Source organism: Paenibacillus selenitireducens, assembly GCF_002021565.1.
Lineage (GTDB): Bacteria > Bacillota > Bacilli > Paenibacillales > Paenibacillaceae > Paenibacillus_K > Paenibacillus_K selenitireducens.
In genome coordinates this window covers 66,844-81,844 of sequence record NZ_MSZX01000006.1, presented here as the reverse complement: position 1 = coordinate 81,844, position 15,001 = coordinate 66,844, and the positions used below count along the sequence as shown (strand labels likewise).

At 46.8% G+C, this 15,001-nt stretch carries 11 protein-coding genes and 1 pseudogene; 10 read left to right on the top strand and 2 right to left on the bottom strand.

What is annotated here, in order from left to right; translation table 11 throughout:
- Window positions 1-292 precede the first annotated feature (292 nt).
- Window positions 293-2,353, top strand: a complete 2,061-nt coding sequence (locus BVG16_RS16025; protein ID WP_078499692.1) for an alpha-galactosidase — start codon at window positions 293-295, stop codon at window positions 2,351-2,353.
- Between the two features lie 137 nt (window positions 2,354-2,490).
- Window positions 2,491-3,729 carry an aminotransferase-like domain-containing protein gene (locus BVG16_RS16020; RefSeq protein ID WP_078499691.1) on the top strand — a complete coding sequence of 413 codons (1,239 nt, stop codon included), beginning with the start codon at window positions 2,491-2,493 and terminating at the stop codon, window positions 3,727-3,729.
- A 105-nt stretch (window positions 3,730-3,834) separates the two neighbouring features.
- Here BVG16_RS16020 and BVG16_RS16015 read toward each other — a convergent pair whose 3' ends face one another.
- Window positions 3,835-4,593: a DUF2161 domain-containing phosphodiesterase gene (locus tag BVG16_RS16015; RefSeq protein WP_078499690.1), complete on the bottom strand. Its 759-nt coding sequence runs from the start codon at window positions 4,591-4,593 to the stop codon at window positions 3,835-3,837.
- Between the two features lie 215 nt (window positions 4,594-4,808).
- Here BVG16_RS16015 and BVG16_RS16010 point away from each other — a divergent pair, with 215 nt between their 5' ends.
- The 8 genes and pseudogenes from BVG16_RS16010 to BVG16_RS33380 all read left to right on the top strand — a co-directional run.
- Window positions 4,809-6,704, top strand: a complete 1,896-nt coding sequence (locus BVG16_RS16010; RefSeq protein ID WP_078499689.1) for a PrkA family serine protein kinase — start codon at window positions 4,809-4,811, stop codon at window positions 6,702-6,704.
- A 190-nt stretch (window positions 6,705-6,894) separates the two neighbouring features.
- Complete coding sequence (locus BVG16_RS16005) at window positions 6,895-7,677, top strand: class I SAM-dependent methyltransferase (protein WP_078499688.1); 783 nt, start codon at window positions 6,895-6,897, stop codon at window positions 7,675-7,677.
- A gap of 123 nt (window positions 7,678-7,800) precedes the next feature.
- Window positions 7,801-9,150: an MATE family efflux transporter gene (locus tag BVG16_RS16000; RefSeq protein WP_078499687.1), complete on the top strand. Its 1,350-nt coding sequence runs from the start codon at window positions 7,801-7,803 to the stop codon at window positions 9,148-9,150.
- 159 nt (window positions 9,151-9,309) lie between these two features.
- Window positions 9,310-9,750: a MarR family winged helix-turn-helix transcriptional regulator gene (locus BVG16_RS15995; protein WP_078499686.1), complete on the top strand. Its 441-nt coding sequence runs from the start codon at window positions 9,310-9,312 to the stop codon at window positions 9,748-9,750.
- A 24-nt stretch (window positions 9,751-9,774) separates the two neighbouring features.
- Window positions 9,775-10,962: an MFS transporter gene (locus BVG16_RS15990; protein ID WP_078499685.1), complete on the top strand. Its 1,188-nt coding sequence runs from the start codon at window positions 9,775-9,777 to the stop codon at window positions 10,960-10,962.
- On the top strand, window positions 10,959-11,516 hold the full coding sequence (locus tag BVG16_RS15985; RefSeq protein WP_078499684.1) for a GNAT family N-acetyltransferase: 558 nt from the start codon (window positions 10,959-10,961) through the stop codon (window positions 11,514-11,516). The genes BVG16_RS15990 and BVG16_RS15985 overlap by 4 nt, the downstream gene beginning before the upstream one ends.
- Before the next feature lie 133 nt (window positions 11,517-11,649).
- On the top strand, window positions 11,650-12,666 hold the full coding sequence (locus BVG16_RS15980) for a globin-coupled sensor protein (RefSeq protein WP_078499683.1): 1,017 nt from the start codon (window positions 11,650-11,652) through the stop codon (window positions 12,664-12,666).
- A 528-nt stretch (window positions 12,667-13,194) separates the two neighbouring features.
- Window positions 13,195-13,383: pseudogene (locus BVG16_RS33380) on the top strand (ATP-binding cassette domain-containing protein); the annotation flags it as partial.
- A 240-nt stretch (window positions 13,384-13,623) separates the two neighbouring features.
- On the opposite strand, the gene BVG16_RS15970 reads toward BVG16_RS33380, so the two are convergent.
- Complete coding sequence (locus tag BVG16_RS15970) at window positions 13,624-14,997, bottom strand: sulfatase-like hydrolase/transferase (protein WP_078499681.1); 1,374 nt, start codon at window positions 14,995-14,997, stop codon at window positions 13,624-13,626.
- Window positions 14,998-15,001 lie beyond the last annotated feature (4 nt).

The window sequence follows — 15,001 nt, the reverse complement described above, 5'->3', positions numbered from 1 at the left end:
CGATCACCTCATAAGTCTATAATTCTTGTATTTGTGTATTCTACCATATTCCTGTCAATTTTCGCAAAAACGACAAATGCCAATGTCGATAAATGAATTGCAACATGACAGAACTCTTAATACAAGCAGGGTGATATTATGGATTCGTAAATATTGGAAGATTTTCGAAGCTGAAAAATTGTGTTGGATTCCACTATAAATCTGAAGATATTAGCATAGAATCCACTTTCCCCCTTCTTTACAATGGGTGACATGGAAGTGTCCATATTATTATCAGAGGAGGCTATACACCATGTTACAAGAAAAGCACGCGCAGATTAACGTAGTTACTAGCTCTGAAGAGGTAATTCAGCTTGACAATGGATTGATTCAATTACGAGTGGATCTTCGAACAGGAGAGGCGTCCTATCACGGAAAACAAGGATTTGAGATGAACGGTATTGTAAGCGCTGTACGTTGGATGGGCAAAGAGCTGCATTCGAACCAGTATCAACAGCATGGGCTCCATGGAGAGTTTGTACAAATCGAAGACGAATTTGGTCAAGGCGTTCAAATCGCCATTCGGCATGAGGCATCTCTTTGGCCTGCAATGATACAGTACATGACGATATATGAACATCAACCTTTTGTATTATTGCGTACGGACGTGACAAGTCAAGATGTGATCAAAGTAAATCGAATTTCGGTGTTAAAGGCTGCGTCACTTCAGGTTCCTGCGAAGGCAAAGGTCGATGCGGATCCTCTGCATGTGCTGCAGGTTCCCTTTGATAATGATAAATGGGTACGATACAGTGCCAACCCACTGCCGCTAGAAATTGAAAGCTATGAAGTCTCAGCGATCTTCCGCAATGAAAATCGCCATGGGCTCGTGCTGGGTTCATTGACTCATGATGTGTGGAAAACAGGTATTCAAGTCCATGGTAAACAAGCAGATGGCATCGATGCGTTGGATGTTTACGGCGGTGCATCCAGTACATTTACAAGGGATTCGCTTCCGCATGGGTACGTTTCCGGGAGAACGATTAAATCGCCTCTTGTTTTCCTGGGATTCTACGAGGATTATCGGGAAGGACTCGAGGCATACGGCCGTGCGAATGCCAAGGTAACGCCTGCGCTGCCATGGGAAAGCGGTGTCCCTTTCGGCTGGAACAGTTGGTCGGCTGCGGCGGATAAGCTGGATTATGACCTCTATACCTCCACGTCGAATTTTCTGAAGCAAGAGGTTCAAGCAGAAGGATTCCAGAATGAAGGAACGCTCTATATTAATTTTGATTCGTTCTGGACGAATCTATCGGAAGATCAAATGCAAGATGCGGTGCAGCTCGTTCGTCGCAATGGCCATAAGCCGGGAACGTATTGGACCCCGTTCACGTTCTGGGGCGGCGTTGCGCAATTTGACGATGAAGTGGAAGGAACGAATGGAAAGTACACATATCGCGATATACTACTGAAGGATTGGCAAGGGGAAGTGTTGCCGGATTTGGATGGTGGATTGGCGATTGATCCAACACATCCAGGTACACTGGAGCGAATTGACTGGTACACGGATAAGTTCATCACCGAAGGCTTCGAATATATTAAACTCGACTTCATGGCACATGGTGCGTTGGAAGGTGTACATCACAATCCGATCATAACGACTGGGATCGCAGCCTATCACTTTGGCATGAGTTATCTGACGTCCAAGCTATCTCCTGAACGGGTGGGGAAACCGTTCTTCATTAATTTGTCGATTGCGCCGCTATTCCCTGCGCATTTCGCCCATAGTCGGCGAGTATCCTGCGATGCATTCGGAACGATTGCGGATACTGAATATATGCTGAATTCGGTAACGTACGGATGGTGGATTAACGATACAGTATATCGGTTCAACGATCCGGACCACTCCGTTCTATATAAGAGTTACAACCAAGATGCAACGACTCGGCATGAAGGGAGAAGCCGTCTCACCGGATCCGTGATCGCAGGAACGGTTTTGTTGATGGGGGATGATTTCCGGGAAGAAGAAGCCGCTTGGCGGGCCAAAGCCTGGCTCACGAACAAAGACATTATTAATGTAGCACGTATCGGTAAGACGTTTGTTCCGGTTGAAGGGAATAACGGTTCAGGAGCTGCGGATGTCTTCGTCCAATCAGATGCTGACGGTGACGTTTATGTTGCTGTATTTAACTATGATGGGTCTTGTGAGGTCGAGAAAAATATCGATTTGGCACGATTGGGGTTAGATGCGGCAGCTGGATATCGCGTTCATGATTTGTGGGACGGGTCGGAAAGCGAGGCCAGCGGGTCGTGGAATGTAAAGCTGCATCCTGCTGAATCGAAAATCTATCGATTGAAACAGATGGAACAATAGATAGAGGATAAGCCACATCCTGTGAAGCGAAGTCTTCACGGGATTCTTTTTTTTGTAGACAACATGGCGTCAGATATTGCGGATAAAAATGGAAAGGGGTATAGTCTTGTTAATATGTAGAGGAAGGGGGACGTTGTATGCAGTATCGATTTGTTCCGAATGTGCAGCAAGGCAAAGCATCCGCAGTTCGTGAGATTCTAAAATTAACGCAAGGGAAGTCCATGATTTCATTAGCCGGTGGACTGCCGAACGAGGCATTGTTCCCAATGGAGGCCGTACGCAGTGCAGCTGATCGCGCCTTATCTGGGGATCCGCAAGCGCTCCAATACGGGATTACGGAAGGGTATGTACCGTTACGCGAGAAGCTGTGTGAACGTATGGCAGAACGCAAGAATATCCACGTGGGGCTGGAAAATATAATGCTCACCACAGGATCGCAGCAGGCGATCGATTTATTGGCCCGCGTGTATTTGGAGCCGAATGACGTCGTCCTGGTAGAGAACCCGACTTATTTGGCTTGTCTGCATGTACTCAGATTCCGCGACGTACACATCGTGCCGGTGCAAAGTGATGAACATGGCATGATCCCAGAAGATTTGGAGAATAAAATCAAACAATACGCGCCCAAAATGGTCTATGTCGTACCGACGTTCTCCAATCCAACGGGGAATGTATGGAGTGTTGAACGCCGACTTGCGTTGCTTAATGCATGCAGAGCTCATGAGATTCTAATCCTCGAGGATGATCCTTATGGGGAATTGCGATTTGGAGATCAGGACGGACAGGCTCAAGATGCCGCCAATCCACAGGATCCTTTTCCGACGATTTTCTCACTTGATCAACATCCTGATGATAGCGTTGTCGTCTACACAAGCACGTTCAGTAAGACGGTTGCCCCGGCTCTCCGTACAGGATGGGCCATCGCTGATAAACGTGTCATCCAAATGATGACTCGCATGAAGCAGTCCGTAGATATTCATTCCAGCATGCTGGATCAGCAAATTTTGTATGAATTGTTGAATGCCACGGATTTCAGTCTGGATCAGCATATTTCAGAAATTCGGACAGAATATGAATCGCGCATGCTCTTAATGAAGAGTCTCCTTGAAGGTGATGATTGGCGTGAAACGTCGTGGACTACCCCAAAAGGCGGCATGTTCTTCTGGGTAGAACTGCCTGACGGTTTAGACGCAGATGCGCTGTTGCGTGTGTCTGTCATGAAAGGCGTTGCCTTCGTACCGGGATCGGATTTCTATGCGGCGGAGGCGAAGCGGAATCGCATGCGCTTGAATTTCACACACTCATCCCGTGAGCAGATCACGAAGGGCATGCACATTTTAGCGGAATCCATCGGTGAATTCGTGGCGCGAAGCTAAGCATACGTATCTGGATGAAAGAAGGCTACCGAGATCATCATCTCGGTAGCCTTTATGTATTACATTCCCTTCACAGCATTGGATGCGAAGAAGGGACAAGAAGCTTTAGCGCTCTTCGTTCTTCTGCGAGGCAGCAGCCGATTCGCGCACGACCTCTGCGTACTGCTGGAGCGCCTCATGCCCCGTGGGCGTCAGCTCGTATATGCCGCGTCCTACGCGCGCGAACCAGCCGTAGTAATTGTGCTGGAGCATGGCAGCTGCGTTGCTGTACCCGAGCTGCTCACGCAGGGCGCGCGGGCTAAGCTGACCATGGTCGTTCATGCACTGTGCCATGCGCAGTGCTTTCTCGCGGTAGGCGGTGACGAGCTTGCGCTGCGTGCTGCCGCCTACATTGTAATCCCCGCTGCGCTCCTTGAATTCATGAAGCAAGCGGGATTTGCGGCGTCCGCTGACACGAGCGGGCGAACCGACAGGCGAAGCGGCATAGGCAAGCGTGCCAGCGGCTTCGCATAATACCTCGACGACAGGCTTCTTTGTTTTATAGAATGTCACGGTCATCAGCCCCAGCCCTAGACGCTTGCACAAGCGCGTAAGCTCCCCCCAGCGCTGATTGACCGCTCCTTTTTTGCTTCGGTTCCGTTCCACCGCGAGATACACCTGCTCACAGGACTGCATTCGATCGACCCCTTGCAGCAGGAGCGAGAGGTTAAACGTCTTTTTGAATTCAACAATAACCATATCCTGTTCCTGCTCACCGACAGCGACAAGGTCGCAATGACGAACTTCCCCTTTGACGGTGTAGCCGCGTTCTTCATAGAAACGCTTGATGGGCTCATATAGCTCTGTTTCGTGCTGGATCGCCACAGACTCTCCCCCTTGTCCTCACGAATCTAACATCATTCCACATTTTGTGCCTAGACTAGCCCTCATTATATAGTATCGAACCGAAAATTTCGAGCAACTAATCCCACCTTCGCGCATAGTTATGTAATACACTTTTAAATTGGGTTTTTGGCACGCTGTCACACCTCGGTTGGATATGGCACCAATAGAAAATGGAAGCGTAGGAGGTTAGAATCATGGACTTATTTAAACGAATATCTGAACATCATGCAGAGAGTGAGCGAATTTCTTGGATTGGGACCTTTAGAGAATACGTCGATTTGCTGCGTAATGATCCAACCCCGGCCATGACCGCCCATGCCCGGGTGTTTGAAATGATTAAGTCCCATGGTGTGGAAGAGGGTCATGGACATAAACAATACAAGTTTTTCAGGAAAGAATTGTTCGGTTTGGACCGGGCATTGGAAAAACTAACAGAAGAATATTTCCACTCTGCGGCGCGGCGGCTGGATGTTCGTAAACGGATCCTGCTCTTAATGGGTCCTGTCAGCGGCGGTAAATCGACATTGGTTACGATGCTTAAAAGGGGATTGGAGCAATACTCGAGAACGGAGAAGGGCGCTGTGTACGCCATTAAGGGCTGCCCGATGCAAGAAGAGCCTCTGCACCTGATTCCGCATGAGCTTCGACCTGAAGTAGAAAGCGAGTTAGGCGTTCGGATTGAAGGCAATTTGTGCCCATCCTGCCAAATGCGTCTACGAACAGAATATTACGGCGATATTGAGCGCGTCTTGGTGGAACGTGTCATTATTTCAGAGGATCAACGGATTGGGGTCGGTACGTTTACGCCTTCGGATCCGAAGTCGCAAGATATTGCCGATTTGACCGGCAGCATTGATTTCTCAACGATTACGGAATTCGGCTCTGAATCCGATCCGCGGGCCTATCGATTTGACGGCGAATTGAACAAGGCGAACCGCGGTCTGATGGAGTTCCAAGAGATGTTGAAATGTGACGAGAAGTTTTTGTGGAATTTGCTCTCACTTACGCAAGAGGGTAATTTCAAAGCTGGACGGTTCGCATTGATCAGCGCGGATGAGCTAATCATTGCTCATACGAACGAATCGGAGTACAAAGCCTTCATTGCAAATAAGAAGAACGAAGCTCTTCAATCGCGGATGATTGTCATGCCAATTCCGTATAACCTTAAGGTAAGTGCGGAAGAAAGGATTTATGATAAGCTTGTCGGTCAGAGCGATATGAAGCATATTCATATTGCACCGCATGCACTTCGGTCTGCAGCCATATTCTCGATCCTTACACGCTTGAAGGAAACCAAGAAGCAGGGCATGGATCTCGTGAAGAAAATGCGCATGTACGACGGGGAAGAAGTCGAAGGGTATAAAGAAGCCGATCTGAAAGAAATGCAGAGTGAATACGCCGAAGAAGGGATGTCTGGCGTTGATCCGCGTTATGTCATTAACCGGATATCCAGCGCTTTGATCAAGCAGGATCTACAATGTATCAATGCGTTGGATGTATTGCGTGCACTGAAGGATGGGCTGGATCAGCATGCTTCGATTACGAAAGATGAACGTGAGCGCTATTTGAACTTTATCGCGGTAGCGCGTAAAGAGTACGATAACCTCGCGAAGAAAGAAATTCAGAAGGCATTCGTCTATTCTTATGAGGAGTCGGCAAAGACATTGTTCGAGAACTATCTCGACAATATTGAAGCCTTCTGCAATTGGACCAAAATTCGGGATCCGTTGACCGATGAGGAGTTGGATCCAGATGAGAGATTAATGCGTTCCATTGAAGAGCAAATTGGTGTCTCGGAAAATGCCAAAAAAGCGTTCCGCGAAGAAATTCTCATTCGGATTTCCGCATATTCTCGCAAAGGACGTAAATTCGAGTACAACAACCATGATCGTCTGCGTGAAGCGATTGAGAAGAAGCTGTTCGCTGACTTGAAGGATATCGTCAAGATTACAACCTCAACCAAGACACCGGATGAGAAGCAATTGAAACGAATTAATGAAGTGTCCAAACGTTTGATGGATGAGCATGGCTATTGCCCTGTGTGCGCCAATGAACTTCTACGCTATGTGGGAAGTCTGTTGAACCGCTAAAGTTTTGATATACGTTTGGGATAAACAAGTACATCGATAACCATGGTTGTTCTTCGGAGCAGACATGGTTATTTCACGTGGATGGGTGAACGTATATAGGGTAAACCTATTACATTTATTTGTTTTATATATTTCACTTATAACAATACATATGTAAAAATATACCTATCACAGAGAGGGGCGGGTAACAATGAAGCAAATCGAGCATCAACAAGCATGGAATGCACAGCAGTATGATCATCACATGGCATTTGTATCCGCGTATGGGAAGGATGTTATGGAATGGCTTCGTCCGCAAGCTGGAGAACATGTTATCGATTGGGGATGTGGAACGGGGGATTTGACGGCAGCTATTGCCGCAAGTGGCGCGAGTGTACTTGGGATTGATTTTTCCCGGGAAATGATTGAGGAAGCGCAGCGGAAATATCCAAGTATGGCGTCCTCCTTCGAGCAAGCAGATGGTCAAGCGTACCAAACGCGCGATTTGGCGGATGCGGTGTTCAGCAATGCGGCATTGCATTGGATGAAAGATGCCCATGGTGCGGCAGATTCCATATTTCATGCTTTAAAACCAGGCGGCCGATTCGTTGCGGAGTTTGGTGGGAAAGGGAACATTGAGTCCATCGCAAATGCATTAACCGCGGTCTTGCGCGAACGTGGGTGGTACGAAGAGGAGATGAATCCATGGTATTTTCCAAGTATCGGAGAATATACTTCGTTATTAGAGTCTATCGGGTTTCAGGTACAGCAAGCCGTGCGGTTTGAACGACCTACAACCTTAGGCGGTGGTGAGCAGGGGTTAGAAATTTGGCTGGATTCATTTGCGGGTTCCTTCGTCAATAAGCTGCAGCCGGAGCAGCGCCGTGATGTCTATAACGAAGTGGCTGAACGCATTCGACCGAAGTTGATGCAAATGGGACAGTGGCAAGCGGATTATTGCCGACTTCGGGTCTATGCTGTGAAAAAATTGTGATCGTCCACGAAGGCATTGTATGAAATGACAAATTTATTGTAAATAGGAAATCTCCGGTTGCTTAATAGAAGGTTCTCATGCAAAATGAGACTTGACTATTATTGAAGAAAATGAGGCTGGATGATGCTGCAAAACTGGAAAAAGATTTTAATGCTTGCGATCCCATCGCTGCTTTCTTTTGCGACGGCGACGGTGATTGGAACGGTGAATCTCATCATGGTAGGGCATTTGGGAGCCCTTATTATTGCCATCGTTGGGGTATCGAACATCATTATGTACAATGGCTTTGCGATATTCTCCGGCATTGGACATACGGTGAATTATTTGGTCGCTCAAAATTATGGTGCGAACGATATGCGGACCGGTATCAAGCGTATGTATTATGCGCTATACTTAGTTACGATTTTTGCCATTATATTATTTGTTGTGGGATGGTTTTTCTCGGGGGAAATTCTCGGCTGGACGGGCGGATCTTCTGAGCTTGTGGGCGTGGGTGAGCAATATCTTGAATTGCGTTTCTTTGCACTTTCTCTCGGTATGATCTCATTTGTCTTTCATGGATTTCTTCGCGGTATTGGAGATACCAAGACGTCCATGGTTCTATCCGTGATTAGTAACGTCATTATATTATTTTTGGTATATGGCCTTGTCTTCGGACATTTTGGATTACCGGAATTGGGCTTGGAAGGGTCCGGCTATGCCATTCTAATTGGAGAATTCGTTGGATTAGTATTAGCGATCTATGTATACTTCTTCCGACTTCACCCGTTATATCAGACGCGTACTTGGGTGGTTCCGCGCCTTCGGGACATGAAGGAATTAATCACCGAGAGTACAAAGCTAGGGGTACAGGAATTCTCGATGAGCCTGTCGATGTTCATCTTTACGGTATTCGTGGCCAGATTAGGGACCGAAGCGTTAGCGGCGAATGAGGTGGCTTTGAACGTCATGTCATTCGGATTCATGCCGGCATTTGCCTTCGGAGCAACGGCGACGATTTTAGTGGGTCAGGAAGTGGGGCGAGGTCAACCGTTGAAAGGACGCCGCGCAGGTACGGATACAGCAATTATGGGATCTATTTTTCTGCTCGTACTCGGTACGCTGGAATTCATATTTGCTGAGAACATTGCGATGCTCTACAACAACACGGATCCGGCTGTATATCACACGGCAGCGCAATTGATTATGATATCGGCCTTTTTACAATTATTCGATGGCTTCTTGAACTTCTATGCAGGAGGACTGCGGGGCATTGGGGATACGACGTTCTTGCTTCGGACATCGCTTGTCGTTGCTTGGTGTTTATTTGTTCCCTTGTCATACGTGCTTATCTTCGTCTTCGATCTGGGCAGTATAGGAGCATGGATTGCATTGTATTCGTATCTGATGGTATTTGGTCTCACATTAATGTACCGCTTCTATCGGACGGATTGGCAGCATGTGAAGATCAAAGGAGCCGTTCACGCCACATAATCGCATATGAGGATAGTAAACTCCCTTTCATTCTAAGGTTTCATGGAATGAGAAGGGAGTTTTTTTCAGAAAATAATGAAATTATAAAAAGTGATTTACATCACAAGATTGTATGACATATAATTAGTATACTAATTAATTAATTTGGAGGCTTTTTACATGGGTCGAAGTATTTTAGATGATTCGCTAGGTTATCAATTAGGGGTTACGTACCGGAAGATGCTGCATCCCCTCATGCAACGCTTTAAGCCCTATGATCTAACACCAGAGCAATTTACCGTACTGGTGCGATTATACGAGGAAGATGGGATTAATCAGAAAGAGCTCGCCTTACGGACGTCAAGAGATCAACCAACTTTAACCCGGATTCTCGATTTGTTAGAGCGTAAAGGGATGGTCCGCAAAGAGACAGATCCTTCTGATCGACGTGCGTTTTTATTATATGTGACGGAGGAAGGCCAAAAGATTACAGAAATCCTCACACCGATTGAACAACAATATAATCGCGAGTTGTTCGCAGGGATGAATCGCGAGGATATTGAGAAGTTTAGACAGAGCCTTGAGCTTCTCTTGGAGAATGCCGAACGACTCAGTGAATAATAACGGTATAGAAGAGGTGTTCTTATGGAACTAGCACAACCCGTTCAGGGCAAGCCTGAAGCCACATCGAGATTGTGGACGAAAGATTTTATTTTATTAACCTTATCCAATTTATTCGTATATTTGAATCTTCAAATGATTACGCCGGCGCTTCCGGCCTATGTCTCGGAGAACTTCGATGTAAGCAGCTTTACGATTAGTTTTGTCATTAGTATGTTCGCCTTATCCGCGATTGCGACACGGATGTTCGCAGGCGTGATGGTGACGCGTATGAAACGTCTCCCGCTGGTGTTAGGGGGCTTGCTCATCTTTATGCTGTCGACGATGACCTATTACGGCGTGGGGTCCATTGCTGTAATCGTCTTGATTCGTATGGTATATGGCGTGGGATTTGGTATCATTAGCACAACGTACGGCACGATCGCCTCGGAGAATATCCCTAAACATAGAATTGGCGAAGGCATGGGTTACTTCGGATTATCTTCGAGCTTGTCCATGGCTATTGCTCCAATGATCGGATTGTGGCTGCTGAACGATTATGGTTTCGGCACATTGATTTTCGTCGCGACACTATTGGTTGCCGTGGTTATTCCGATTACATTCGCGATTCGCTTGAAGAAAGAACAACCGGCGAAGCCAGCGGGACCTATCAAAATCATCCTCATGGACCGCAATGCGCTGCTTCCTTGTCTATTAACGATTCTCTTATCCATTACCTATGGCGGGCTTATTACCTTCATTACGATGCTCGGCAAAGAAAATCATATCCCGAATGTCGGATGGTTTTTCTTATTCAACGCGTTAGCAGTGCTGCTCGTACGCCCGATTTCAGGACGAATTTATGATCGTAAAGGTCATGGAGCGATTCTACCGATCGGAGCTTTGATGGTTGTCATTTCGATGGTCATTCTGTCTTTTACAACCTCTCTGGGCATCTTGATTGTATCTGCTGTCTGCTATGGGATTGGCTACGGCACATTGCTGCCATCTCTTCAGGCTTGGGCCATTCAGCGGGCGAAGCCGGAGAATCGCGGCGTTGCGAACGGCGCTTTCTATAATTCCATTGACTTTGGGATTGCTCTTGGTTCGATGACGTTGGGCATGATTGCGCTGAAAACAAGCTATGCGATGATGTTTCGCTTATCCTCCTTATTCATGATATTATTTATAGTGATCTATTACCTATCAAGAAGGAGACATACACAACCATGATTCGAGCAGCGCAGCCTCAAGATTTTGAACAAGTGGTCCCATTAATTCATGATGCGATTGGCAGTATTGCCAATACATTAGCTGGTACGACCGATTCGCAAGAAGCCTTGCAGGTCGTCGGCGAGTTTTTCCAACAACCGGGAAATCGTCTAAGCTATGAGAATACGATTGTCTATGAAATCGACGGACAAGTTGTAGGTTTTCTATTAGCCTATCACGGCAGCCAATCCGATGCGTTGGATCAGCCTTTTATTGAGCGAATTATCGCGAAAACAGGCAATAAGGACGTTACGCTGGCAAAGGAAGCTCGTGATGATGAATATTATCTGGATTCCGTCGCGGTATCGAATACCCATCAAGGACAAGGCATTGGCAAGAAGCTGATGCGAGCATTTGAAGAAGCAGGCCGTGCGAAAAAGTATGCGAAATTATCGTTACTTGTGGATTTCGAGAATGAGAATGCACACCGTCTGTATGTGAAAATGGGCTATCATGAAGATGGTGAGCTTATGGTGAGCGGATATCATTTCCGGCACATGATCAAGTTTTGCTAAATTATGATGGATAAAACCCATAACTTACCATTTCATGCAATATTTTACCTGTGACTTCCAAACGTATTTCACTATAATCATAAAGGACGCGAGTTGTGTCGGATTATGATGAGTTAGGAAGGGGCGGGAGCAAATGATTAGCGTATCCTCGAATCGTCTTAGACAAATAGAGTATACCGGAATTACCGATGAGGATTTGCAGTTGCTTCAACAGCATCACTCCATTTTCAAGCAAGTGGTCGACCGTGTCGTGGATCGTCTTTATGAGCAGATGCAAGCACAGCCTGACCTCGTTGCGCTGATTGAGAAATTTAGCACGATTGATCGACTGAAGCAAACGCAAGTTGAATATTTTATGTCGCTAAGCGCAGGAATCATTGATGATGCATTTTTGGAAAATCGAATTCGGATCGGTGCGGTGCACTCGCGGATCGGGTTAACGACGGAATGGTATTTAGGCACCTATATGGTGTATTTAAATATTGCGACCGAATTGTTCAAAGTAGAACTACCGAATGCGTGGCTTCATGTCGTACATGCCATCACGAAGATGTTCAATCTGGACTCCCAGCTGGTATTGGAAGCCTATGAGATGAAGGAAAAGGGCAAGATCCAGCAGATGGTAGACATACAAGAGCACATGCTGCATAAGATCAGTCTGATTGTTCAGGAACTCGCAGCAATGATGGTGGAACTGGATACGAGTGCACAGACGATTGCGGAGACGGCTATTACGACAGCAGAATCACAAGATCATGCGAATGAGCTCGTAGAGAGCTTGAACACCGAGGTTGGCCAAATTACGGAGATGGGGACGCTGATCCGGGAAATTTCGAACCAGACCCATTTGCTGGGATTGAATGCAGCCATTGAAGCAGCACATGCTGGAGATCACGGGCGCGGCTTTGAAGTCGTAGCCAATGAGGTGCGTAAGTTAGCACTGACGTCACGGAATGCGCAGGAGCGAATTCAAGAGCGTATTGAGTTAATTGAATCGAAGCTGAGAGATGTGAAGCTCGAATCCGAGCAAACATCCGTTAATGCGCGTCATCAGGCGGCAAGTTCGGAAGAGCTTCATGCATTCGTCCAGATGATTGAGAAGGTTGCACAAGATTTGCAAGCATTAAATGAGCATAAGGTCCAAATATAGAGGAATCAGAGAACCGTGTGAGACATTTGTCTTGTACGGTTTTTTTTGACATTCTAGAATGTATAACTTTTCGAGAGATTGCCGAAATCAAATTAGGGTGCAGGGAGCGGAGCGAGAAATGAACTGAGCGAGCAATGAACGGACACAGGAGACCTTAATTATGCCAAAAGCACTCAAAATGCAGAGTGAACGGACACAGCAGCTCTTATTATGCTAAACATAAGCTATATACCCATGATTCGAATGGAATAAGGGTATCTGTGTCCGCAACAACGGTAATCTATGAGCATAGCAAACAATAAGGTCTCTCATGTCCGTTACACACAAAGAGCTTATTTAATTTGTCAAGATTTCGTATCTTCGACAGCTGAAACGGAAACACCAACCCATCTCTCCTTTCCACCGACGTATAGCTTCACACAATAAGGACCGTCGGGTGATCCCCTGACGGTTTTTCTCATGCTTGCCCCGGACAATGAGAGATGAACCTAGGAGCGTTAAAGAGGCTGGGAAGGAAGGTGCGGCCGAATGAATGATGACGTGTTATTGAAAATGGAGAAGATAAACAAATCCTTTCCTGGCGTAAAGGTGCTGCGTGATGCTCGATTTACGTTACGACAAGGAGAAATTCATGCGTTGATGGGTGAAAACGGTGCCGGCAAATCGACATTGATCAAGGTGCTGACGGGTGTATATGAGATGGAGATTGGCGACATTCTTCTTTATCATTACAACAACGTTCATTGTATCTCAGCAGGAAGCTGCTATCCCTGTAAGGTTGGAATCGAGTCGGTTCGTAGAGGGTGCGGATTCAGGTAAGGAGAGCAGAACGGAATACGTAGGAAAAGAAAACCGCTCTCGGGGATAGAGGGCGGTTATTTAGGTGATTCCATATCGTCTATCGAATGGATTCGTTTATTATTCTGTTGAAGTCAGCAGCGGTCAACTATCAGAAAGTTATTCGCATAAGAGTACAGGGACATCCTGAAGGATATCGCCGTTCTCCACCATCCAAGTTTGGAGTGCCGCAGCTAATCGGTTGATATGTTCCGTATTCGCTGGCTGGCTAGATACATCCGTGGTTTCCCATGGGTCTTGTTCCAGATCGAACAGCTGCAGCCTGTTACTGCCTCTACCCGAGCTCTCCGATACGTAATAGCGAATCAACTTCCAGCGATCATCCCGTATCATTCGCTGAATATCGGCATAGACCGTCCCGACGACAGCTTTTTTATGTTCCGGTTTGTCCTTTAGCAGCGGAATCATGCTGGTTCCATCAACCTCTGGTGCGGCCAATCCGCAAAGTTCAGCAAGTGTTGGGAAAATATCAATGTTGCTGGTTAGATCTTGTAATTGCACCCCGGTCGGGATGCCCGGACCTTTCACAATCAGAGGAATACGTACGCTGTGTTCGAATACGTTCTGTTTCCCCATTAATCCATGTTGACCTAAGGATATGCCGTGGTCAGCGGTGTATACAATAATGGTATTATCATAGATTCCTTTTGCTTTCAATGCTTCCACGACTCTTGCGATTTGAGCATCCATGTGGGTAATCATGCCGTAGTAGTCGGCAATGTGTCTACGTATTTCGGCGGGATGACGTGGCTTTTCGGCCAAGTGTTCGTCCCTGACATCCATTTCACCATTATCAAAAGGGAAATCAGTGCTGAAATTGGGTGGAAGTGAAATGTTGCTAGGATCATACATGCTGGCAAACGGCTCCGGTGCCGTTCGCGGATCGTGTGGAGCTGTATAAGCGATGTACAGGTAAAAGGGCTGATCCGTTGTATAATTTTCCACAAACTGAATGGCTGCGTCGGAGAACAACTCCGTCGAGAACTTGTCTCCAATATACTCTCGTTCTACTGGATACACGCCATCAGGATCAAAATCCTGAACAGGTACGCTCCAGTGATCGCTCATCCCACCAAAGAACAGCTTGTCGCCACCCGTAAAGCTCCGGGCAAAACTAGGCTTATCATTATGCCATTTGCCTATCGCGTGAGTCACGTAGCCTGCGTTTTTCATGGCTTGCGGCATGAGCACCACATCAGATCGAATGGTTATCGCATGATCCCAATTGGTGACATCATTTCCGATCATGGAACGGAAGATCGATATCCCTGAATTTACGCATGCTCGGCTGGGCGCACATACCGCTCCGGTCAATCCTCCAAAAATGTGAGTGTTACTGAACGACGTGCCTTCCTTGGCTAGCGCATCAAGCGTAGGCGTGTGGATGTCCTTGTTGCCGAAGGCATTAACGGATTCGGCACGGTGATCGTCAGCAATGATGAATACGACATTCGGTTGATTCGCATGACTCATTTGA